The sequence below is a fragment of the Pseudonocardia yunnanensis genome (genome assembly GCF_039534065.1).
GTDB lineage: Bacteria > Actinomycetota > Actinomycetes > Mycobacteriales > Pseudonocardiaceae > Pseudonocardia > Pseudonocardia yunnanensis.
On sequence record NZ_BAAAUS010000034.1, the window covers coordinates 353,731 to 375,088 of the forward strand.

The following is a 21,358-nucleotide window of genomic DNA, read 5'->3' on the forward strand; positions in this document are numbered from 1 at the left end:
TTCTCCGGTGGAGACGTTCTCAGTGGTGCCGCACGACCCGGCGCTCCACGTGCCCCAGTACCTGGTCGAGGACGATCGCCACGGCGGTGATGACGGCGAGACCGGCGAAGACACCGGTGACGTCGAGCAGGTTGGACGAGAGCTTGATGTAGTAGCCGAGGCCGGAGCTCGCGGCGATCAGTTCGGCGATCACCGCGCCGATGAGCGCGATGCCGATCGACAGCCGCAGGGCGGTGACCAGCCAGGGGGTCAGCGACGGCAGCACGATCCAGCGCAGGGTCTGCAGGCGGCTCGCCCGGAACGAACGTGCCACGTCGAGCAGGTCCTGGTCGATGTCGCGAACGCCCTGGTAGACGTTGTAGAAGATGACGAAGAGCACCATCGTCACGACCATGGTGATCTTCGAGAGCAGCCCGATCCCGAACCAGACGATGAACAGCGGTGCCAGCGCCACCCGGGGCAGGCTGTAGAGGGCCATCACGTAGGGCAGCAGCCATCCGCTGAGCAGCTGTGACGTCCCGAGCGCCACTCCGAGGGCGATCCCGAGCGGCACACCGATGAGGAGCCCCGCTCCCACCTCGACGAGCGTCTGCGTCAGGTGCGGCCACAGCTCCCCGGTGACGACGAGCTGCACCAGCCTGCCGACGATGTCGCTCGGGGAGGAGACGAAGAACTCCGACACGAGCCGGCCGGAGGCGAGCTGCCAGGCGCCGAGCACGACGACCGCCACGGCCACGCGGCCGATCAGGACGGCCCGCCGGAAGCGGGCGGCCTCGCGGCGGTCCTGCTCCAACAGCGCGCTCCCGGCGTCGGACGGGAGGCGGGTGTCCTCGTCGCCGGGTACGGGGCGGCGGGCCCGGCGACCGTCGCGTGTGAGCGACAGGCTCTCCGTCACCGGGATTCCTCGGTGGTTCCCGGTTCGGCTCCCGTGGCGACCGGCCGCTCAGGATCGGCGCTCCACGCCGAGAACGACCCGACGTAGAGGGGCGCGGTCACCCCGGTGTGGGCGAGGGCGGCCACGGCGAAGGCACCCGCCACCCCGCCGCCGCAGGAGAGCCCGGGAACGGGCGCATCCGCGGTGGTGACCCCGTAGTGCGCGCGCACCTCGTCGCGATCGCCGAGAGTGCCGTCGACACTCAGCACGCCCTGCGACGGGACGTTGCGGGCGCCGGGGATGTGCCCGTCGCGGTACGCAGCCGCGTCCCGGGCGTCGACGAGCAGGCCACTCTCCGCGAGGGCCGCGGCCGCGTCGGCGTCGAGTTCGGGCATGCCGCCCGAGCCGAGCTCCACGTCACCCGGCGCGACGTCCGGCTCGTCGGTGGTGAGCGGGTGGCCGGCCGCGCTCCAGGCCTGCAACCCTCCCTCGAGGATGCTCACCCGTGACAGCCCGGCCCAGCGCAGCACCCACCAGGCCCGCGCGGCGGACAACCCGGACCGTGTGTCGTAGACGACCACGGTGGAGTCCTTGCGCAGACCCCACCGCCGGGCGGAACGCTGCAGGTCGGCGGGGTGCGGCAGGGGCCGTCGCCCGTCGGTCGGGGCGGCGTCGGTGCGGGACAGCTCGGTGGCGAGGTCCACGATCACCGCTCCGGGCAGATGCCCCGCGCTGTCGCCGTCCCCTCCGGTTCCCTTCTGGTCGTAGCGGATCTCCAGCAGGCGGATCTGCTCCGGGCTGTCGTGCAACCACTTCTCGAGCTCAGCGACGCCGACGAACACCGGAACCGTGGGCGCGGTCATCGCCCGCTTCCCACCGCTGCAGCTCCTACGGGCGTGGTGGCGAACCGGCTGAGTGGCCGGGGAAGGCCGAAGTGCTCGCGCAGGGTCGTCCCGGCGTACTCGCGGTGGTGCAGGCCGCGGCGCTGCAACTCGGGGACGACGAGGTCGACGAACGCCTCCACCCCGTGCGGCACGGTCGGCGGGAAGATCATGAACCCGTCCGCGGCGCCCGTGGAGAACCACTCCTCGAGCACGTCGGCCACCCGGGAGGGCGACCCGACGACCTCCTTGAACATCCCGCCGCGGATGAAGGAGGCGTTGACCTCGGCAACGGTCACGCGCTCGCGCCCGTAGAGCTCCCGGGCGGAGTCGGCGATCCGGCGCCCGTCGTCCGACAGCTGCGCGAGGTCGGCCACCTCGGCGAGAGGGGCGTCCGGCGCCGCGTCGGTGACGGCGACGCCGAGCGCTTCGGAGAGCCGCGCCCGGTGCACCGGGCTGGTTTCGAGCAGGCGCTGCAGGGTCGTGTAGGCCTCGTGCGCCGCCCGCTGCGACTCCTCGACGTACACCGCCATGCCTGGCACGACGAGCTGGTCGGACGCCGAGCGCCCGTAGTGCGGCAGCCGGTTCTTGAGGTCGGCGTAGTACTCCCGCGCCCCGTCGAGACCGAGGGTCGAGGAGTTGGTGAACCGCAGGTCGGAGTACTGCGCACCGAGCTCACGCGACCGTTCGGAGGCCCCGGCGTTGATGATCGGGATCTGCCCCTGAACCGGCCGCTCGACGTTCAGCGGCCCGCGTACCGAGAAGAACTTCCCCTCGAAGTCGATGTGGTGCACGCGGTCCGGGTCGACGAACTGGCCGGTCACCGTGTCGGCGACGCGGGCGTCGTCCTCCCAACTGTCCCAGAGCAGTTGCAGGACCTGGATGTACTCGGTGGCCCAGTCGTAGCGGTGCTCGTTGTCCCAGTGCTGGTCACGGCCGAAGTTGCGCGCCGCCTCGACGTTCTTACCGGTGACGATGTTGAGGCCCACGCGCCCGCCGCTGAGGTGGTCGATCGTGGCCGCCGCCCGAGCGACGTTGTACGGGTCGGAGTAGGTGGTGTTGACCGTGGTGATCAGCCCGATGTGCTCGGTGATCCCCGCGATGTTCGCGGCCAGCGTCAGCGCCTCGGGCCGCAGCACCTCGTTGGGCGCCGCGAACTGGGAGGCGGTGAGACCGACGAGCCGGTCACCGATGAAGAAGAAGTCGAAACGACCACGCTCGGCCGTGCGGGCGGCGTGCTGCAGCAGGCGCGGGTTGGAGTTGCCGTCATTGCGGGATCCGGGCAGGCGCCAGGCTCCCGGATGGAACCCGGTGGGCCAGATCGTGAGACCGAGATGCATCCGACGGGCTGGTTCGGACATACGAAAAGCTGCCTTTCGGCGCGGGAGGGCGGACCGCGCACCGGGCGGCGGCCGCTGACGAAAAACGGGAGATGCATCGACCGTCGCGTGGCGTCCGTGCGGACGCGGACGAAGGTCGGCGGACTCAGCCGCGACAGAGACAGGTGGCGACCTTCAGCAGGTCGACGCAGCGGCGGCGAACGAGCAGCAGGGGGTGAACGACGGACAGCACGTCGGTTCCGCCGGCAGCCCGACGCAGGCAGCAGGACGGGTCGACGCAGCTGTGGTTCACGTCGTCTCCTTCCGCCGGTCGCCGGGCGGCCCGAGTGCGATCGCCCGAATGAGTTGACGGTATAGACACCCGCTGCCGCAAATCAAATGTCGTGCGCCGTTGTGACGCGAATCTCGCGCAATTCACGCCGCATTGTCAGTACATTTCCGGGCGTTCCGTCTCGGGAGCGGGGAATAATGTTCAGCCAATTCGTGACGTCCGGTATGCGGCGATCATCCGACATCAACCTGTCGGTCCCGATCTCCGCGGAGGCGGCAAGCCGGCCGGATCCGGGCGAACCCGGGTGGGGTGGCGGTTGGCCGTAACGGATGTTCTGTCCAACCGTTAGACCGATCAGCGCAGTATGATGAAGCCGGATGGACCAGCGGTCCTCCGGCTTGACTTCGTTGAGGGCTCTACATCACTGGTGGGTGACTGTGCAACCGGATGTTACAGTGAGTCACATCACAATCGGCCGTGGATGGGTTGATCGTCCACACGGTTCGTCGCCATAGTCGCGCTCGTGTTGATCGCCGACCTCGAGACGTTCTGGCCGACCCGGCGCCGGAACGATTTCGACCAGTCCTGTCCGGGGACATCCGTCGTCCCCTGACCGATCGCCGCGGCCCACGGGCCACCCGCCGGCATGCGGTCCCCCGACCCGCCGGGCGCGCAACGCGTCCAGCCCTGGATCCCGGAGCTCCCGTGGCCCCCTTCCCCCACAGCGCGCCGCCCCGGCCGTCCGGCGTGCTCGAACCGTTCTGGACCGGACGCCGGGCCGGGCAGTTCTCACAGGGGTGTAGCTGGGCCGCGTGACCCGTGCGCGCGGCCGATCGGCGCCCCACCCAGAACGCTTCTCAGGAGAACCGTGTCCCCGTCCCACGCCTTGCGTACCTCACGCGGGCGCCGCCGCCTCGTCGCACCGGCCACAGCCGTACCGGCCCTTGCGGTCCCGGTGCTGCTCCTAGCGGGTGCACTGCCCGCGTGGGCGCAGACCACCGGGAGTGGGTACGGCAGGACCGGAGAGGCGGCAGGCGCCGTCCTCACGAATCCGCTGACCGTCACGCTCGGCATCGTGGCGGTCGTGGCCAGCGCGGTGGTGGCCGGGACGACGGCGCTGGGCTTCCTCAGCCCGCCCTCGCGCCGATCGGTGCTCGTCGTCCAGAGCGGGGCCGCCGTCGCGGTGCCCGTGTTGGTGATCAACTGGCTGGTCGGAGGCCTCACCGCGCTCGCAGCGTTCCCGCAGGCAGCCGGGGTTCTCGTGGCAGCGGTGATGTTCGCCCGGGGGTGCCGGACCGCTTCCGCGGTGGTGGGCCTGCTGCTCATCGGGGCATTGGGCTACAACGCGACGATCGGGCACGTCGGCTGGCATGTGGGGCTCGCCGCCGTGCACATGGTGGCCGCGGTGACCTGGCTCGGCTCCGCCGTGTCGGTCGCCACGCCCGCGTGTGGTGCTCGTTTCACCGTCCTGCGCCGCCACACCCTGGTCTTCGCCATATCCGCCACCGTGGCGGTCGCGGCCGCCGCGCTGGAGGCCGTCGCCAAGGGGATGCGATTCGACGGCGTGACCTTCGGGTCGCTGACGGGCCAGCTCGTCCTGGTCCAGGCGCTGGGCATGACCGTGGCGATCAGCACGGGGTTGTGCAGGCCCGGTGCGATCGGGGGCCGTGTCGTGGCCGTCGCCGCGGGGCTTGTCTTCACCGCGGGCACGGTGATCGCTGTGCAGACCCCGGCCCCGGTTCCCGCCGAGACCGGCCAGCCGCTGCTGCGGACGGTGGCGCTCGCAGGCCAGGACGTGCCGGTGGTGGTCGTCCCGCAGCGCCCCGGTCGCAACCTCGTCCACGTCGGTGTCCCCGGCGCGATGGTCGGCGGTGTGTCCGCCCAGGAACGGGCCGGCGCGCCGGGTGGCTGGGCGGTGGTAGACCTGCCCGCCGGCACGGACGTGCTCACGGTCGAGGCCGACGGGGAGCAGGTCCCGCTGCGTCTTGACCTCGGCCCCGATCCGGCGCCGCCCGCACTGGTGGCAGGACTCGCGGGACCGGACGGGCCGGAGTGCCTGAGCGCCGTTGTGGGCGGCATGGTCCGCGGGGTCACCGACCTGCCGACCGCGTGTCCGGCCGAGGCACTCGCTGATCAGGACGCCGTTGCGCTGCGGGCCACCGTGCGGTTCCTCGCCGATCGTGACCGGGCGCTGTACCTCGTCGCCGACGGGTCGGGCCGGTCGAAGGCGGCCGCAGCGGTCGTCAGGGACGCGGCGGCCGCGCACGGACTCACCGTCGACGACCGGCTGAGCCCTGCGGACGCGGTGGTCGTCGTCGCCGGCTGGGAGGGCGGCGGGCGCAGGCTCACCGACGAGCTGTTCGGCCGCTCCACCGTCGGCGGCACCTACACCGCGCCCTGGCTGGCGACGGGATCCGTGCTGGGCGGCCGGACCAGCGCCGTCACCACCCTGGACTTCGACCCGCGGGCCGCCCCCGCCCAGCGTTACCTCGCCGACCTGCGGGCGGCCGGGGCGACGTTGCTCGCCTCGCCTGCCGGGTTCCGCGAATGGTCGGCGCCCACTGATCGGGGCGAGCAGATCGCCGGCCCCCGGATCTTCACGTCCGTGCAGGTCGCGGTGATACCGGCGGCTGTCGGTGGCACGGACCATCGCTCCACCGCCCCGTGGCTCCCGGGCGGCGCGCTGACTCCGGTGACCCCACCCCTACCCCAGTGACGTGATCGGTGACGTGACGGTCAGGTTCTGGCACGCAGGATCAGCGGAATCCCAGCCCAGAGCAGCCCGAACACGACGAGACACACCGCACCGGCGACGATCGCGGCCGTCATCCCGGCCACGACGTCGAAGATGAGCACGATGACCCCCGTGACGGCGAGGCCCAGCAGCCCCAGGCCCCCGATCGCGAAGCGCTGACCCGCCCCCACCAGCGCCGCGCGGGCGTGCTGGCGGAACAGCACGCGGTGCATCGCGACCGGCGCGATCAGCATGCCCGTCGCCGCGGCCGAGAGCGACAGAGTCACGAGGTACAGCACGCGCTGCGGGCCCGTGAGAAGGTCGAACCGGGACTGGAACGGCACGGTGAGCAGGAGGCCGGTGAGCAGCTGCACACCGGTCTGCGCCACGCGCAGCTCCTGCAGGAGATCGCCCCAATTGCGGTCCAGCCGCTCGAGCGTGCTCTCGTCGCGGGCGTCGCGATCCCATCTCGCGTCCGCCCCGACGTCGTCGACATCTCGGGCCATGAAGCACCTCCCTGCCGGGTAACCGTCCGAGTGTGCACCGGACGGGTGACAGATAGGAGTGCGTCGGTGCACCGCGCTGGGTTCGGGGTAGCCGGAGACCGAGCAGGGTGACGGGCGTCGGAGGTGCGTGCGCGTGGCGAAGACGGTGGGCGACCACGTTCTGCGGAGGTTGCAGGAGTGGGGGGTCGAAGAGGTCTTCGGTTATCCCGGTGACGGGATCAACGGGCTCATCGTGGCCTTCGAGAAGGCCGGCGACCGGCCGCGGTTCATCCAGGCGCGGCACGAGGAGATGTCCGCTTTCGAAGCCGTCGGATACGCGAAGTTCTCGGGCCGGGTGGGCGTCTGCATGGCCACATCGGGTCCTGGCGCGATCCACCTGCTCAACGGGTTGTACGACGCGAAGCTCGACCACGTGCCGGTGGTGGCGATCGTCGGGCAGACCGAGCGCAGCGCGATGGGCGGGTCCTACCAGCAGGAGGTGGACCTCCAGAGCCTGTTCAAGGACGTGGCGAGCGACTACCTCGTCGAGGTCAACGTCCCGGAGCAGCTGCCCAACGCGCTCGACCGTGCCTTCCGCACTGCGCTCACGCGACGCGCCCCGACCGCGCTCATCATTCCCAGTGACCTCCAGACCGAGGACTACTCGCCGCCCGCGCATGCCTTCAAGCAGGTGCCGTCCAGCCCGCCGGGCCTGGTGGCACCGATCGTGGTGCCCGAGGAGGCCGAGCTGCTGCGCGCCGCCGAGGTGCTCAACGGGGGGCAGCGGGTGGCGATCCTCATCGGGCAGGGTGCGCGGGGCGCCGCGGCGGAGGTCGAGCAGGTCGCCGACATTCTGGGCGCCGGAGTGGCGATGGCTCTGGTCGGCAAGGACGTGATGTCCGACGAGCTGCCGTTCGTGACCGGCGCGGTCGGCCTGCTCGGCACCCGGCCGAGCTATGAGCTGATGCGCGGCTGCGACACCTTGCTCGTCGTCGGCTCCAACTTCCCCTACAGCCAGTTCCTGCCGGAGTTCGGGCAGGCCAGGGGTGTGCAGATCGACATCGACGGCGCCATGGTCGGGATGCGCTACCCGATGGAGGTGAACCTCGTCGGCGACGCGCGCACGACGTTGCAGGCCCTGCTGCCGATGTTGTCGGGTCCTACCGATCGCGCATGGCGGGAGAAGATCGAGGAGAACGTCGTCCGCTGGTGGCGCACCATGGAGCGCCAGGCGATGCTGGACGCGAACCCGGTCAACCCCATGCGGATCGTCTGGGAGCTGTCCGAACGGTTACCGCTGAACGCGATCGTCTCGGCCGACTCCGGCTCTGTCGCCAACTGGTACGCGCGGCACCTGCGCATCCGCGGAGATGTCCGTGGGTCGCTGTCGGGCGGCCTCGCCACCATGGGCGCGGCGGTGCCCTACGCGATCGGCGCCAAGTTCGCCCACCCCGACCGGCCCGCGATCGCGCTCACCGGCGACGGCGCCATGCAGATGAACGGCATGGCGGAGCTGCTCACCATCGCCCGCTACGCCGATCGCTGGTCCGACCCGCGCTGCATCGTCTGCGTGTTGCACAACAACGACCTCAACCAGGTGACCTGGGAGCTGCGCGCGATGGGTGGGGCGCCGAAGTTCGTGGAGTCGCAACGACTGCCCGACGTCTCGTACGCCGACTTCGCGCGCGGGCTGGGATTCGAGGCGTTCACCGTCACGTCCCCCGACGATCTGGGCCCGGCATGGGAACAGGCGCTCGCCGCCGAGCGCCCCGCAGTGCTCGACGTCCACTGCGACCCGGAGGTGCCGCCGATCCCGCCGCACGCCACGTTCGAGCAGGCCGAGTCAGTGGTGCAGGCCGTGCTCAAGGGCGATCCCGACGCACTGCACCTCGCGGTTCAGGGCGCGAAGACGAAGCTGCGGGAGATGTTGCCGGGCCGTCGCCCCTGAGTGAGATCGTCGGTCCCTCGAAATATTTGCGCGGATTGAATCGGACGCGGAACTCGAATCCGGGCTGCGTTGCCCATGCTCTGACCAGCTCGTCTGCTCTGTCCGTTCCGATGTGGACGCGCGCCTGATTTCTTGTGACAGCACTCATCTTTGCTCGCGCCTCGACCCCTGAATCTTCACCGTGGACTCCTGCCGACATTGATTGTCAGTCCATCTGGCCATCTCTAAGGAGCGTGGGGTGTCAGAGACAGGTGAGGAGCTCCCAGGTCCACGGCCGACGCCGGCACGGCGGGTCGCCGAGCGGATCGACAGGCTGCCGGTGACCCGCACCCAGCGGCGGGCCACTGTCGTCGTGGGGCTCGGCCTGTTCTTCGAGCTGTACGAGCTGTTCCTGACCGGAGTGCTCAGCAGCGTGCTCGTGGGGGAGCTCGGGCTCACGAAGGCGGAGCTCGCGCTGGTGCTGGCGTCGACGTTCATCGGGATGTTCGTCGGTGCGCTGGTCCTCGGCCCGCTCGCCGACCGTCTGGGCCGGCGTGGGGCGTTCCTGTTCAACCTGGCCGTGTACTCCGTGTTCTCGCTGCTGGGAGCGTTCAGCATGAACGCGGTGTGGCTTGTGGTCGCCCGGTTCATGGCCGGAGTGGGGCTCGGGGCCGAGCTACCGCTGGCCGACACCTACCTCACCGACCTGCTGCCGGCACGTCATCGCGGTCGCTACATCGCCCGGGCCTACACCGTCGGATTCATCGGGGTGCCCGTGGTGGGCTTCGTCGCCCACTGGGTCACCGCGACGAGCTTCGTCGGCGTGGCGGGCTGGCGATGGATGTTCGTGATCGGCTCGCTGGGCGCATTCATCGTGTTGCTGCTTCGCCGTAGCCTGCCGGAGTCGCCGCGGTGGCTCGAGTCGGTCGGGCGTACCGGGGAGGCGGAAGCGATCGCCACCAGGCTCGAGGACGAGGCATACGACCTGCCGCCCGAACCTGCCCGCGCCGTCCCGGACCGCGTCCCGACGGCAGCACCGGCTCCGGCCGCTCCGGCTGTGCGGACGGGCGTGTGCGCGCTGTTCGCGCGTCCCTACAACAAGCGCACGAGCATGATGGTCGTCTTCCACGTCTTCCAGACCATCGGCTACTACGGGTTCGGCACGATGGTGCCGCTGGTGCTCACGGCGAAGGGGTATCCGATATCGGAGTCGCTCCTGTACACCGGCTTGACCTATCTCGGCTACCCCATCGGATCGGCGTTGTCCCTGCCGCTCGTGGAGGCCGTCGAACGCAAGACCCTCGTGGTCTGGTCGGGCTTGGCGATGGCGGCGTTCGGCCTTGCGTTCGGCTTCTCGAACACGATGCTGCTGATCGTCGCCTGGGGGTTCCTCTACACCGCTGTCAGCAATGTGTTCTCGAACGCGTACCACATCTACCAGGCCGAGATCTTCCCGACGTTCTTGCGATCGACCGGGGCGAGCGGGACCTACGCACTTTCCCGCCTGGTCACGGCGATCATGCCGTTCGTCCTCGTCCCCGTGCTGAACGACGACGGTGTCGTCCCGCTCTTCGCGATCATGTGCGTGGCGATGGTCGTGGTGGCCGTCGACGTGTCGGTGCTCGGGCCGCGCACCACAGGCCTGCGGCTCGAGGCTTTCAACGCCTGAGGCCCGTGGTGCCGCGCGTGGATCAGCCGGCGATGCCGTCGAGCTCCTTCACAGCGTCCTCGGGGAGGGCGAGGTCGGCGGCGGCGACGTTCTCCCGCAGGTGGGTCACCGAGGACGTGCCGGGGATGGGCGTCATGGTCTCCGAGCGCTGCAACAGCCAGGCGAGCGCGGTCTGCTGAGGTGATGCCCCGACGCGTGTGGCGACCGAGTCGAGCTCATCGGACTGCAGCGGCGTGAACCCGCCGAGCGGGAAGAACGGCGCGAAGGCGATGCCTTCCTCGGCGCACCGCGCCACCAGCGCGTCGTCCTGGCGGTTCGCAAGGTTGTAGAGGTTCTGCACCGTCACGACCGGTGCGATGGCCTGCGCCTCGGTGAGCTGAGCCGAGGAGACGCCGCTCAGCCCCAGGTGGCGGATCAGGCCCTGCTCCCGCAGCTCGGCCAGGGCCCCGAACTGCTCCGCGATGGATCCTTCGCCCGTGCCCGTCACCGAGCCGACCCGCAGATTCACCACGTCGAGCACGTCCAGGCCGAGGTGCTGCAGGTTCTCCCGCACCTGGACCTTGAGGTCGCCGGGTTCCAGCGCCGGCCTCCAGGAGGCGTCCGCGCCACGCCGGGCACCGACCTTGGTGACGATGTGCAGGCCGGCGGGGTAGGGGTGCAGGGCCTCCTTGATGAGCTCGTTGACGCTCGTCGGGCCGTAGAAGTCGCTGGTGTCGATGTGGGTGATGCCCAGCTCCACCGCTTCGCGCAGCACGGCGACGGCTTCGTCGTGGTCCTTCGGCGGGCCGAACGCCTCGGGCCCGGCGAGTTGCATCGCCCCGTAGCCCATCCGGCTGAGGGTGAGGTTCTCGACGAGCGTCAGGGTGCCGCCGGGGGTCCTCGTTGTCATGTCGACTCCTTCTCGGGCGTCAGGCCGGGTTGCTGTGCAGGTCGCACCCCACGAGTGTTGGCGGGCACGGGGTCGCTCGGGGACGCCCCGGCGATCCTGGGTGTCGCACGGTCAGGCTCCGGCCCGGCAGTGCTGATCGCAAACGAGCGGGCGGTTCATTCCGCTGATGTGGAAAAGACCCCATCGACCGCGGAATCGGTGCGATGCGATATCCCGCCGGGAATGATGGCCGGCAACAGGCCCGGCTGAACTATTTGCAATCGCTACCGCCCCGGCGGCCGATTCTGTCGGTGCCGCCGGGGACGATTCTCGTGTGTCGGAGAACGCGGTCGCGCTGGCGAGCCGGAGCCTGCAGGGCGGGGTCGGGTCGCTGCGCGCGGCCGCGGGTTCCCACACGCCGGAAGAACAACGGGTCGTCGCGGTGAGCGTGTGCGAGTCGCTGGCCCGGCAACTGGAGCACCTGCAGATCGAACTGGTCGCCGGGCTCGTGCGCGACGGTGTGTTCGCCGCCCGCGGCTACCGCAGCCCGGTGCAGGCGGTGGCCGACCTGCTCGGCTGCGACACCGCGATTGCGCGGCGGCGGATCCGAGTCGCCGAGGACGCCTGCCCCGGTAGGTCGCTGGATGGGCGCATGTTGCCGGCGCGACTGCCCGCCACCGGGGCGGTGTTCGCGGCCGGGAAGATCGGCTTGCGGCATGTCGAGGTGATCGCCGAGGCGCTGCGCTCGCCCGCCGCGCGGCGGCTGACGCCGCCCGTGTGGGCGGCCGCGGAGGAGAAGCTTGCCGAGCAAGCGGCCTCCTATCGGCCGGCGGAGCTGGCGGCGTTCGCCCACGATCTGATCAGCGTGCTGGACCAGGACGGGCCCGGGGAACGCGAGGACGAGCCGGAGCAGGTCAACGAGCTTCACCTGTCGATGCGCACGGGGAAGGTCAAGGGCTGGCTCAACGGACTCACCCGAGAAGCACTGGCCACAGCCCTGGACGCCTTGTGCCTGCCTCGCGGTCCGGAGGACGAACGCACCGCCGGACAGCGACGAGCCGATGCCCTGGGCGAGATCTGCGCCCGTGTGCTGGATTCCGGGCAGCTGCCCCAGTGCGGCGGGGAGCGCCCGCACCTGAACGTCATCATCCAGCTCGCCGAGCTTGAACAGCGAGCGCGAAGGGCGAGCCTGGACTTCGGCGCCCGGCTGTCGGCGGCGGATCTACGGATGCTTGCCTGTGACGCCCGGGTGGTGCCGGTCGTGCTCGGCGGGGCGGGGCAACCCCTGGATGTCGGGCGGGCCCGGCGCACCATCCCCGACGGACTACGCCGGGCGATCGCCGCCCGCGACCGTGGCTGCGCCAAACCCGGCTGTGGACGCCCCGCGTCGTGGTGCGAGATCCACCACCTGGCGGCTTGGGAGAAGGGCGGGGAGACCGCAGTGCACAACTGCGTGATGCTCTGCCGCTTCCACCACCGGCTGCTCCACCGCGAATCCGGCTGGCAGGTCCACATCCGCAACGGGATCCCGGAGTTCGTTCCACCGAAATGGATCGACCACACCCAGACTGCGCGCCGAAAACCCCCACACCCTGCGCTCCATGGATGAGTACGGCGTGCGCCGGCCGACCCGCAAACGATCGGCTGGGCATCGCCGCGCGCATATGCGGCGCTCGGGGTGCGCCATCGATCCTCGTCGAAGCGGTCTTCTTCGCATGCGGCGGTGGGTCGACCGAAATATCTGGTTTGTTCCATTAGTCGGTTTTGCGATTTGACACCTGCATCGAAGGCTCGCAGCATTCTCGGTGATCGGTGGACCGGCCCGAGGATCGGGTGGCGCCGCCGATCGAGCCGCGGTTCGACCGTCCATAGGAGTGCGTGATGAACACCGGGCAATCAGAGGCGCTGTTTCGGTCGCAACGGCGCCGTGCCGTTGTCGCCAGTACGGTCGGCACTTCGATCGAATGGTACGACTTCTTCCTCTACGGCACTGCCGCGGCACTGGTGTTCCCACACGTCTTCTTTCCGGGATCCACGCCGTATGCCGGTGTGATCGCGTCGTTCGGCACCCAGTTCGTCGGCTTCGCGGCCCGGCCGATCGGCGCCGCCATCTTCGGCCACTACGGCGACCGGATCGGCCGGAAGGCCACGCTGATCACCACATTGATGATCATGGGTGTGGGCACCGCGCTCATCGGCGTGCTGCCCGGGTTCGCGTCGATCGGGATCGCCGCGCCGATCCTGCTGACCGTGCTGCGCCTGCTCCAGGGGGTCGCGGTCGGTGGGGAGTGGGGCGGTTCGGTGCTGCTGTCCATGGAGTGGGGATCGGACAAGCGCCGGGGGTTCATGGCGAGCTGGCCGCAACTCGGCGTCCCGATCGGGCTGCTGCTCTCCACGGCCATGGTTCAACTGATGTCGGCGACGACGGGCGACGGCTTCCTGACTTGGGGCTGGCGAGTGCCGTTCCTGGTCAGCATCGTGCTCGTCGGGATCGGGCTGTACGTGCGGCTGAAGGTGCTGGAGAGCCCGGCCTTCACCGAGGTGAAGAAGACTCAGGCCGTACTGCGCGTCCCGGTGCTCGAGGCGTTCCGGCACCAGTGGCGGGAGATCTTGACGTCCGCGTTCGTCCGGATGTCGGAGCAGGCGCCCTTCTATCTGTTCGTGACCTTCGTGCTCACCTACGGCACGCAGCAGCTGCAGCTGTCCCGCACGGGGCTGCTCAACGACACGCTCATCGCCGCGGCGGTCGGGTTCGTGAGCGTCCCGCTGTTCGGCTACCTGTCCGATCTGATCGGGCGCCGGGTGATGTACGGAATCGGCATCGTGTGCACAGCCCTGTTCGCATTCCCTTACTTCGGGCTGCTGAACACGCGCGTGGCGGGTCTCGTGCTGCTCGCGATCGTGGTGTCGTTGATCTTCCATGACATGCAGTACGGGCCGCAGGCCGCGTTGATCGCCGAGAGCTTCGGACCCAACATCCGCTACAGCGGCGCGGGCATCGGCTACCAACTCGCGTCCGTCATCGCGGGTGGGCCGGCACCTCTGATCGCGGCGGCCATTCTCCAGAGCACCGGATCGAGCACCTGGATCTCGATCTACATCATCGGTTGCTGCGTCGTCTCCTTCATCGCACTGCTGCTGATGCCCCGCCGGGGGGCCACGGACCTCGCGCCGAACGTGGTGGGGCGCCCGGCCCGTGCCACCGGGCCGGCTACCGTCTGACCGTCCCGTTCTCCCGGAAGATTGCCTGCCCTAACACGGTTTGAGCACGGGCTCAGGAGTCCATCCGAGCGTCCGAAACCAGGAGTGGTGCTCGATCGTGGGCCACTCGGTCGAATCGATACGGAGGGTGTCGTCGAACGCATCCAATAGGTGGCTGGACCGGATGAGCACAGGGTCGCAGACTCAATGGCAGGGGGGCCGCTTACCCGGGGAGGGTCCGTGGCTCAGTTCGGAATCGATCTCGGTACTGCGAATACGGTGGTGTGCGACGAGACGCGCGGCATCGTCTTCGACGAACCGTCGGTGTTGTTGCGGCGAAACTCCGCACGACGCCGCACTCGGCTCGTCGCGATCGGCCGTGAGGCCTTCGACCTGCTCGGGCGCGTCCCGGCAGGGATGACGGCGTTGCGCCCGCTCCAGGACGGTGTCATCACCGACCTGGAGACCGCCCGCACCTATCTGCGTGCGGTGGTGCGGCGGGCCGTCCGACGCTCGTGGCAGCGTGGCTACGCGAAGGTCGCCATCGGCGTTCCGTCCGGGGCGACACATCTCGAACGGCAGGCGCTGCTCGAGGCGGCGGACGAGGCCGGCATCAAGAGCGCCACCGCGATCGACGAGTCGATCGCCGGTGCCGTCGGGTGCGGCATCGACCCCATGGAGCGCCGTGTGCACATGGTCGTCGACGTCGGCGGTGGCACGGCCGAGGTCACGGCGTTCTGCTACGGCGGAGTGCTCACGGCCCGGTCCTGCCGCGTGGCCGGCGACGAGATGACCGTGGCGATCTACCGCCACATCCGCGAGCACCACCAGCTCATCGTGGGTGAACAGACCGCGGAAGACCTCAAGATCCGCATCGGTCACACCACCGAGTCCAGCACGGTCGTGCCGGGGCGCGACGCTGCGAGCGGCCACGCGCGGCTGGCGACGGTGCCGGTCGCGGAGATCGTCAAGGTCGTCGAGCCCATCACGGACTCGATCGTCGAGACGCTCGCGGCGTGCCTCGACGACCTGCCGCCGGAGGCAGCGGGGGACGTGCTGGGCGAGGGCATCCACCTGTTCGGCGGGGCTTCGCTGACCCGCGGATTCAGCCAGCGGCTCGAACGGGCCTTCGGCTTCCCCGTGAAGGTGGCCGAGAACCCGCTGACGTGTGTGGCCGAGGGCGCGGCGCGCTGCCTGCGTACGCCCGGCGTCACCGAGGCCTACGGCTGGAGCTGACCGGAGTCCTCCTGGAGCAACCGCCGCCGCGGCCCCACCCGCGTTCGTCCATCGCGAGCAAGCACCGCAATGGTCGGGCGACGAGGTCGGGGCCGCGGCGCGTTTCTCGCCCCTGACGCCCGGCACGGCCAGCTGCCCGGCACATCCCGGCGGAGCAGTACCTGCGGCCGCTGCTGGAGAAACTGACGGACACACCTGACCGACTCGACCTACCAACCGAGCCGAGAAGCGGGTTCCCGCCCCCTCACAGGGACGGAAACCCGCTTCTCTCGTTCGGTCACCGCCCGCTGGTGGGGTCCTGCATCGGACCGGTGGACAGGACTTGGGCCTCGTTGTCGTGGAAGTAGCGCAGACCGTCGGCGATCAGGGACTTCACGTTGTTGCCGCCGGAGCCCGGACCCTGCACCACCGCGGTCATGACGACCCTCGGGTCGGGCATCGGTGCCGCGGCCGACAGCCAGTTGTCGTAGGCGTCGTCGGAGAGGCTGCCGTCCTGGGCCGTGCCGGTCTTGGCTCCCACCGGGAAGGGCAGACCGGAGAGCCCGGTGCCCGTACCGCCGGTCACCACGGCGCGCATCCCGTCCTGCACGGGACCGAGCTTGTCGGCGAACGGCACCGGCGTCGGCGCCGGGGTGGGCAGCGTCGTGAAGATGCCCCCGTTGGTTCCCGTCGCCATGCCCAGCCGCGGCGTGACGAGCTGGCCGGTGGCCACGCCGGCGGTCCAGAGGGCGTTCTGCAGCGGCGTGACCGTCAGGTAGCCCTGCCCGATGCCGAGGATCACCGTCGACCCGCCGTACCAGGTGCCACCGTTCGCGGCCACGCTCTCCGGCGTGCCGATGTAGCCGGGCGACTCACCGGGCAGATCGATCCCGGTCCGTTTGCCGACGCCGAGGGCGTGCGCCGCGTCGATGATCGGCTCCGGTCCGAGAGCGTTGGCGAGCTTGTAGAAGTACACGTCGTTGGACCACGCGATGGACTGGACCAGGTTCATGGGTCCCATCGGTTTCCAGTTGCCGAACGTGTGGCCGCCGAGCGTGTAGCTGCCGCCCGTCGGGATGACCTTGTCGGGCGGGATCACCGGGTTCACCATCTGGGCTGCGGCCACCACCAGCTTGAACGTCGAACCGGGCGGAAGTGCCGCCTGGGTCGCGTGCTCGAGCATGGGGTGGCCCGGCGCCTTCGCGGCAGCCTGCACCCCGGCGACGTCGACCGGCGGGCCGTACACGTTGTTGTCGTAGGACGGGGCGCTCGCGAGCGCGAGGACCTGGCCGTTGCGGGGGTCCATCGCCAGGGCGGCGCCGACGTGGCCCTTGCGCTGGCCCCGCAGCGCGTTCACGAGACCGGCGGAGAGCCGCTCCTGCAGCCCGAGGTCAAGCGACAACCGCAGGTCGGCCCCGCGCTCCGGCTCCACCCGCTCACCCATCGCGACCGGGATCCCGGGCGGGGACACGTACACGCACTGGCGTCCGTTCACGCCGCGCAGCACCGAGTCGTACTGCTGCTCGAGCCCGGCCCGTCCGACGATCTCGCCCGCCGGCAGGTCCGGCCATCGCTGGATGTCGGTCGGGGTCGCGATGCCCGCGAACCCGAGGACGGGGCCGAGAAGGGCACCGGTGGGATAGCTGCGCCTGGCCTGCGGGACGACGAGTACACCCGTGATCCCGGCCGCCGTGACCGCGTCGCCCGCCGCTCGCGGGACGTCCGCCAGCGGCAGGGAGAGGGTGGTCGCGGGCGCGTTGTCGAGGGTGGTGCGTACGGCCTCCACGGGCTGGCCGATGAGGGAGGCCAGCTTGGCGACGTCGTCGGGCCGGGAACGCACGAGGGCCGGCACGGCGAGGACCTGGTCCGTGGCGTTCTCCGCTGTCGAGGCACTCACCGCGAGCGGTGCGCCGTGCCGGTCGGTGATGGCCCCACGGGGGGCGGGGAGCCGGATGCACCGTGTCATCTGCTCGTGCCCGGCCGCCGCAAGCTCGGGGCCGCGGGTCACCTGCAGGTTCCACCCGTAGAGCCCGAACAGCACGAGCAGCACGCTCGAGGCGAGCGCGATGGTCCGCATGAGCCGCGGCCGGCGATTCCGCCAGCCCGGCATGGTCCACAGCCGTCGACGTGCGCCCTGACGCCGGACGCCGAGCGCGACGCCGAGCGCAGCGAGGTGCACCAGCAACGCCGTGCCGCCGAAGCTGAGCAGCGGGAACGGCACGCCGGCGAGCGGGAGCAGGCCGAGGTTCCCACCGACCGACACGATGATCTCGACGCCGAGCAGGATCGCAAGGCCGCCCGCCACCAGCGCGCCATGCGGGCTTCGCGGCACGCGACTGGCGAGCGCGAGCCGCCAGACCAGCACGATCGCCGCGACGATCACCACCGCTCCGGCGACGAGCCCGAACTGCCCGACGACGCTGGCGAGCGCGAGGTCGGTCTCCTTCTCGGGGAGGTACTGGGCCATCAGGCCCGACAGCGGGTCGCGCGAGTGCCCGAACAGCGAACCGGAGCCGACCGCGATGTGTGCCTGCCGGATCGCCCAACCGGCGCCGGTCGGTGACTCGTGCGACCCGACGAGGAAGCTCCCGAGCCGCTGCAGCTGGTAGGGCCGCAGCGACCCGACCACCAGGGGCGCCACGACGATGACCCCCGCGAACAGGGGCAGGATGATGCGTGCCGGGATCCGGCCGATGATCAGCATCGAGACCGTGAGAACCAGCAGGAGCATCGTGGTGCTGAGGTCCGGTTGCAGCGCCGTGAAGGTGATCGGTATTGCGGCGAGCCCGACGCCGAGGGCGAAGCGTTGCCATGAGGGTCGCTGCGAGCCGAGTACCGCGGCGAGCACGAGCAGCACCCCGAGCTTGGCCAGCTCGGAGGGCTGGAACGTGAAGTCGCCGAACCCGATCCACCGCGTCGCGCCGTTGAAGGTCTCGCCGGCGACGTGCACCACTGCCAGGAGAACTACGGCACCGAGGTAGGTCACCCAGCCCAAGGCCGTGAGCAGCGCGCCCCGGAACCGCCAGAAGGCTGCGAGCAGCACGACTCCCGCGACCGCGATCGCCGCCTGCCGCGCGGCGAACTCGAAACCGTCGACGGCCCAGAGGTTGGCCAGACCGATGACGACCAGGACGAGTGCGGCGATGATGGCCACCACATCGAAGGTGACCCCGCCCTTGTCCTTACGTCGCGCCGGCTTGCGGCCGCTGTTCGGCTCGTCTGCGGCCGGGTTGTCACCATGCTCAACGATCAGCACGCCGTAGCCTCCTCATCTTCGGTCAGCCGGACGGTTCAGCCGCGGGGGTCCCACAACTCGCATCGGACGGAACGAACACCGGCGCGCTCGCAGCGATGGACGGAAGGTCGGTCCGGGCCAGCACGGCCAGCGCCTCGCCGGGCGGCAGCGTGACGTCGACGACGGCGACGGCCCGGTCGCCGTCCGGTGGCACGGTGACTTCGCCACCGGGAGCGGTCGTCGTCGCCCCCGTGCAGCGGTCGAAGACCTGGAAGCCCCACGTCACGGTCTGGGGCTCGGCAGTCGGCTGCAGCGCCACCTGCAGCCGGACCGCGCACTCCGCGTCGGGTGTGCACTGGTTGACCGCGCGGAGATCCACTCCTGTCACCGTGCCTGCGGCCGTGGGGGCCGCGGGTGCGACGGGCAGGAAGACCTGCGTGCTGGTCGGCGCCGCCGACCCCGCGCGGCCTGCGTCGAGCACGGCATCGATGTCGCGGGTGATGGTGTCGCGCAGGAGGGCGACCTCGATCACGACGACCGTGACCAGCACGATGACGGAGAGCACCCACTTCCAGGTGCGGCCCGCGAGGAGGCGCGCGAGCGACCGTGGCGGGCGCTCCGGGTCCGGTGGGCGCAGGGCGATCGGGGGCGCGCTGGTGACCGGGGGGTGCGGTGGTGCGAGCGCACCGCCGTTCACTGCTGACACCATCCGGGCGAGCTCGTTCCGTGCCTCGCTGCCGCTCGCCGTGTCGGCCTCCCGGAGGAGAGATACGACGCCTGAGATGCTTGCCTCGGGAAGGCGTGCCTCAGCGGCGGCCCGGTCGAGGGTCGCGACGGGGCCCGTGGTCGGTCGTTCCGAATCCGTGGTCGGTCGCCATGCAGCCGCCGTGAGCTCGTCGAGCACCGCGTCGGCGGCGGAATCCTTCACGGGAACGGGCGCCTTGTCCTCGACCAGATAGGCATGTCCGTCCGCTGCGACATGCACCGTCTCGATCCGGAGCGGGATCGGTCCTGCATCGCCACGGTCACCGCGGCGCTTCTCCAGTTCGGCGAATATGTCGGTGGCCAGGGCGACGGCTTGGACGGGTGTCAGGCGCGCGATGGAGAGCAGCCGCACGAGACTCAGGCCCGCATCCGGCGCGACGGGTTCGGGCTCCGGCGCCACGTCGGCGTCCGCGTCCGCGTCGGCGTCGCTGACGGGCTGCTCGCCCGCGTCTCGCCACAGCCAGGGGCGAAAGTCTTTCCGGGATGCCTCACGTCGACCGGAACCGGCTCGCACCATCGCCCTACCACCCTCGGACTCGAGATGTCACTGCTGGTCGTGGGCGTGGAGATGCACGCCCCCGGCCGATTTCGAGGTGGATCGAGTACTTCCCGCCGTCCGGCTCAGACAGGCGGGAGGGAGGGTCTTCGTGCTCGGACCTGATACCCCCGCTCGGCGCGACGCGTCTTGCCTCGGCCAGGTTCTCCGTCCATGGCGCCCCCTGCGCTGCGCACCTCCGTGCCTCATTTGAGCACGTCAGGACGGTTATCGGCAGGCCGCCGACCGGAAACCCGCTGACCGGGGTAGTGAGCGCTGCGCCGCACGTGGAGGGGCCCGGTCGGTGCGTGACGGGGTAGCGGCACCCGGAGGACACCGAGCCCTCCATTCGCGGCCGCGCGAGCTCTGCGCGGCGCTCGCTGTAGCGGGCCCGCGGCTGGCGCTGCCGTCGCGCCGCTGCTCGATGCGTTGCCTCCGGCACGGAGCCGGGGACGCGCCACCGCATCTGCCGCCGAGGGACCCGCTGGTTGTGCCCCGGGAGCCGAACGGCGACCGATGGTCGAGTGCCGGTGCCCTGGTGGCGGTGCCAACAGTGCCGCGGCCGACTCTTATGACGAAGATCCTCTGTTACCGATATGTGGAGCACTCGGTATCGGTGGGGACTTCCATTCGTGACCGATCGTCGGGATGCTCTTGCCGGGAAGTGACACCGATTGCAACCGTTAATGTCCGATATTGTTTCTCCTATACCTCGACTTTGTATCTGGCTGACTCGGGGAGAGGTAGTGTGCAAGGGCGATGTGTCAGTAAACCGCCCGCGCCAGCGCTGCTGCGGTTCCGTCCCGCCCTCAGGTGGAATAAACCAGATGAATGTCAGCCCCCGGCTCGCCAGTTGCTCTCGCAGAACGAGCGGTGTGAGCCTGCACCGAAAACGGAGATCATCGGCGACGCATCGTCCGCCCTGTGCTCTGCTTGCCCGGCGAGTTTGCTCGGCGGCCACCGCGACATCGTTCTGGTGACTGGTTCTCGTAGCTGAATCCTCTGTCGCCGAACGACCAGATGATTGGTGGTGACCACCCCGGTCGGGGAGTCCGGGGTGCAGGGGGCCGGTCGATGCGAACTCGGCAGGTCGCTGTCGTGCCTGTGCCGGATATCTGCGCGTGCGTAATCGGCGCGCCGCCTCCACCACATTTCACCTGTCCGTGCCGTGATTGCTCGGCAACGGACCCGGTCCAGGCATTCGGTATGGATCGCGACTGACGTTGGTCTGATGGTTTTACTACCAGATAGATGACTACGGAGATGAGCACGGACCCTGGGTTCGTGTGGACGAACATCTTGTTCAGCGCCTCGGGGAGGGCGGAGTGATGCAGCAGTTTGTGGATGCGAAGTGGAGT

General features: G+C 70.0%; 14 protein-coding genes. 6 read left to right on the top strand and 8 right to left on the bottom strand.

Features of this window, described 5'->3' with window-relative positions; translation table 11 throughout:
* Positions 1-19: 19 nt before the first annotated feature.
* From ABD743_RS30230 to ABD743_RS30245, 4 genes are all read right to left on the bottom strand, one after another.
* The gene (locus ABD743_RS30230; protein WP_344725778.1) at positions 20-895 is read right to left on the bottom strand and encodes an ABC transporter permease; all 876 of its coding nucleotides are present in this window, start codon (positions 893-895) and stop codon (positions 20-22) included.
* A complete protein-coding gene (locus ABD743_RS30235) occupies positions 892-1,737 on the bottom strand; it encodes a sulfurtransferase (protein ID WP_344725780.1) in 846 nt (281 codons plus the stop codon). The genes ABD743_RS30230 and ABD743_RS30235 overlap by 4 nt, the downstream gene beginning before the upstream one ends.
* Positions 1,734-3,116, bottom strand: coding sequence for an NtaA/DmoA family FMN-dependent monooxygenase (locus tag ABD743_RS30240; protein WP_344725782.1), 1,383 nt, complete (start codon positions 3,114-3,116; stop codon positions 1,734-1,736). The genes ABD743_RS30235 and ABD743_RS30240 overlap by 4 nt, the downstream gene beginning before the upstream one ends.
* Positions 3,117-3,240: 124 nt before the next feature.
* Positions 3,241-3,387 carry a hypothetical protein gene (locus tag ABD743_RS30245; RefSeq protein ID WP_344725784.1) on the bottom strand — a complete coding sequence of 49 codons (147 nt, stop codon included), beginning with the start codon at positions 3,385-3,387 and terminating at the stop codon, positions 3,241-3,243.
* Between the two features lie 847 nt (positions 3,388-4,234).
* Here ABD743_RS30245 and ABD743_RS30250 point away from each other — a divergent pair.
* A complete protein-coding gene (locus tag ABD743_RS30250; protein WP_344725786.1) occupies positions 4,235-6,082 on the top strand; it encodes a hypothetical protein in 1,848 nt (615 codons plus the stop codon).
* Positions 6,083-6,102: 20 nt separating this feature from the next.
* Here ABD743_RS30250 and ABD743_RS30255 read toward each other — a convergent pair whose 3' ends face one another.
* Positions 6,103-6,606, bottom strand: coding sequence for a DUF6328 family protein (locus tag ABD743_RS30255; RefSeq protein ID WP_344725788.1), 504 nt, complete (start codon positions 6,604-6,606; stop codon positions 6,103-6,105).
* A gap of 133 nt (positions 6,607-6,739) precedes the next feature.
* Here ABD743_RS30255 and ABD743_RS30260 point away from each other — a divergent pair, with 133 nt between their 5' ends.
* Together ABD743_RS30260 and ABD743_RS30265 are read left to right on the top strand one after the other, a co-directional pair.
* The gene (locus tag ABD743_RS30260) at positions 6,740-8,533 is read left to right on the top strand and encodes a thiamine pyrophosphate-requiring protein (RefSeq protein WP_344725790.1); all 1,794 of its coding nucleotides are present in this window, start codon (positions 6,740-6,742) and stop codon (positions 8,531-8,533) included.
* A gap of 238 nt (positions 8,534-8,771) precedes the next feature.
* On the top strand, positions 8,772-10,181 hold the full coding sequence (locus tag ABD743_RS30265) for an MFS transporter (RefSeq protein WP_344725792.1): 1,410 nt from the start codon (positions 8,772-8,774) through the stop codon (positions 10,179-10,181).
* Positions 10,182-10,203: 22 nt separating this feature from the next.
* Here the strand turns inward: ABD743_RS30265 and ABD743_RS30270 are convergent, their stop codons facing one another.
* The gene (locus ABD743_RS30270) at positions 10,204-11,070 is read right to left on the bottom strand and encodes an oxidoreductase (protein WP_344725794.1); all 867 of its coding nucleotides are present in this window, start codon (positions 11,068-11,070) and stop codon (positions 10,204-10,206) included.
* Positions 11,071-11,383: 313 nt separating this feature from the next.
* On the opposite strand from ABD743_RS30270, the gene ABD743_RS30275 reads away from it, so the two are divergent.
* From ABD743_RS30275 to mreB, 3 genes are all read left to right on the top strand, one after another.
* Positions 11,384-12,658, top strand: a complete 1,275-nt coding sequence (locus tag ABD743_RS30275; RefSeq protein WP_344725795.1) for an HNH endonuclease signature motif containing protein — start codon at positions 11,384-11,386, stop codon at positions 12,656-12,658.
* Positions 12,659-12,930: 272 nt separating this feature from the next.
* Entirely contained in the window at positions 12,931-14,271 is a 1,341-nt protein-coding gene (locus ABD743_RS30280) for an MFS transporter (RefSeq protein ID WP_344725796.1), read from the top strand.
* 219 nt (positions 14,272-14,490) lie between these two features.
* Positions 14,491-15,486 (top strand): rod shape-determining protein, encoded by a 996-nt coding sequence (mreB, locus tag ABD743_RS30285; protein ID WP_344725797.1) that lies wholly within the window; start codon positions 14,491-14,493, stop codon positions 15,484-15,486.
* Between the two features lie 277 nt (positions 15,487-15,763).
* On the opposite strand, the gene ABD743_RS30290 is transcribed toward mreB, so the two are convergent.
* Complete coding sequence (locus ABD743_RS30290; RefSeq protein WP_344725798.1) at positions 15,764-18,721, bottom strand: FtsW/RodA/SpoVE family cell cycle protein; 2,958 nt, start codon at positions 18,719-18,721, stop codon at positions 15,764-15,766.
* A gap of 22 nt (positions 18,722-18,743) precedes the next feature.
* Complete coding sequence (locus ABD743_RS30295) at positions 18,744-19,982, bottom strand: hypothetical protein (protein WP_344725799.1); 1,239 nt, start codon at positions 19,980-19,982, stop codon at positions 18,744-18,746.
* Positions 19,983-21,358 lie beyond the last annotated feature (1,376 nt).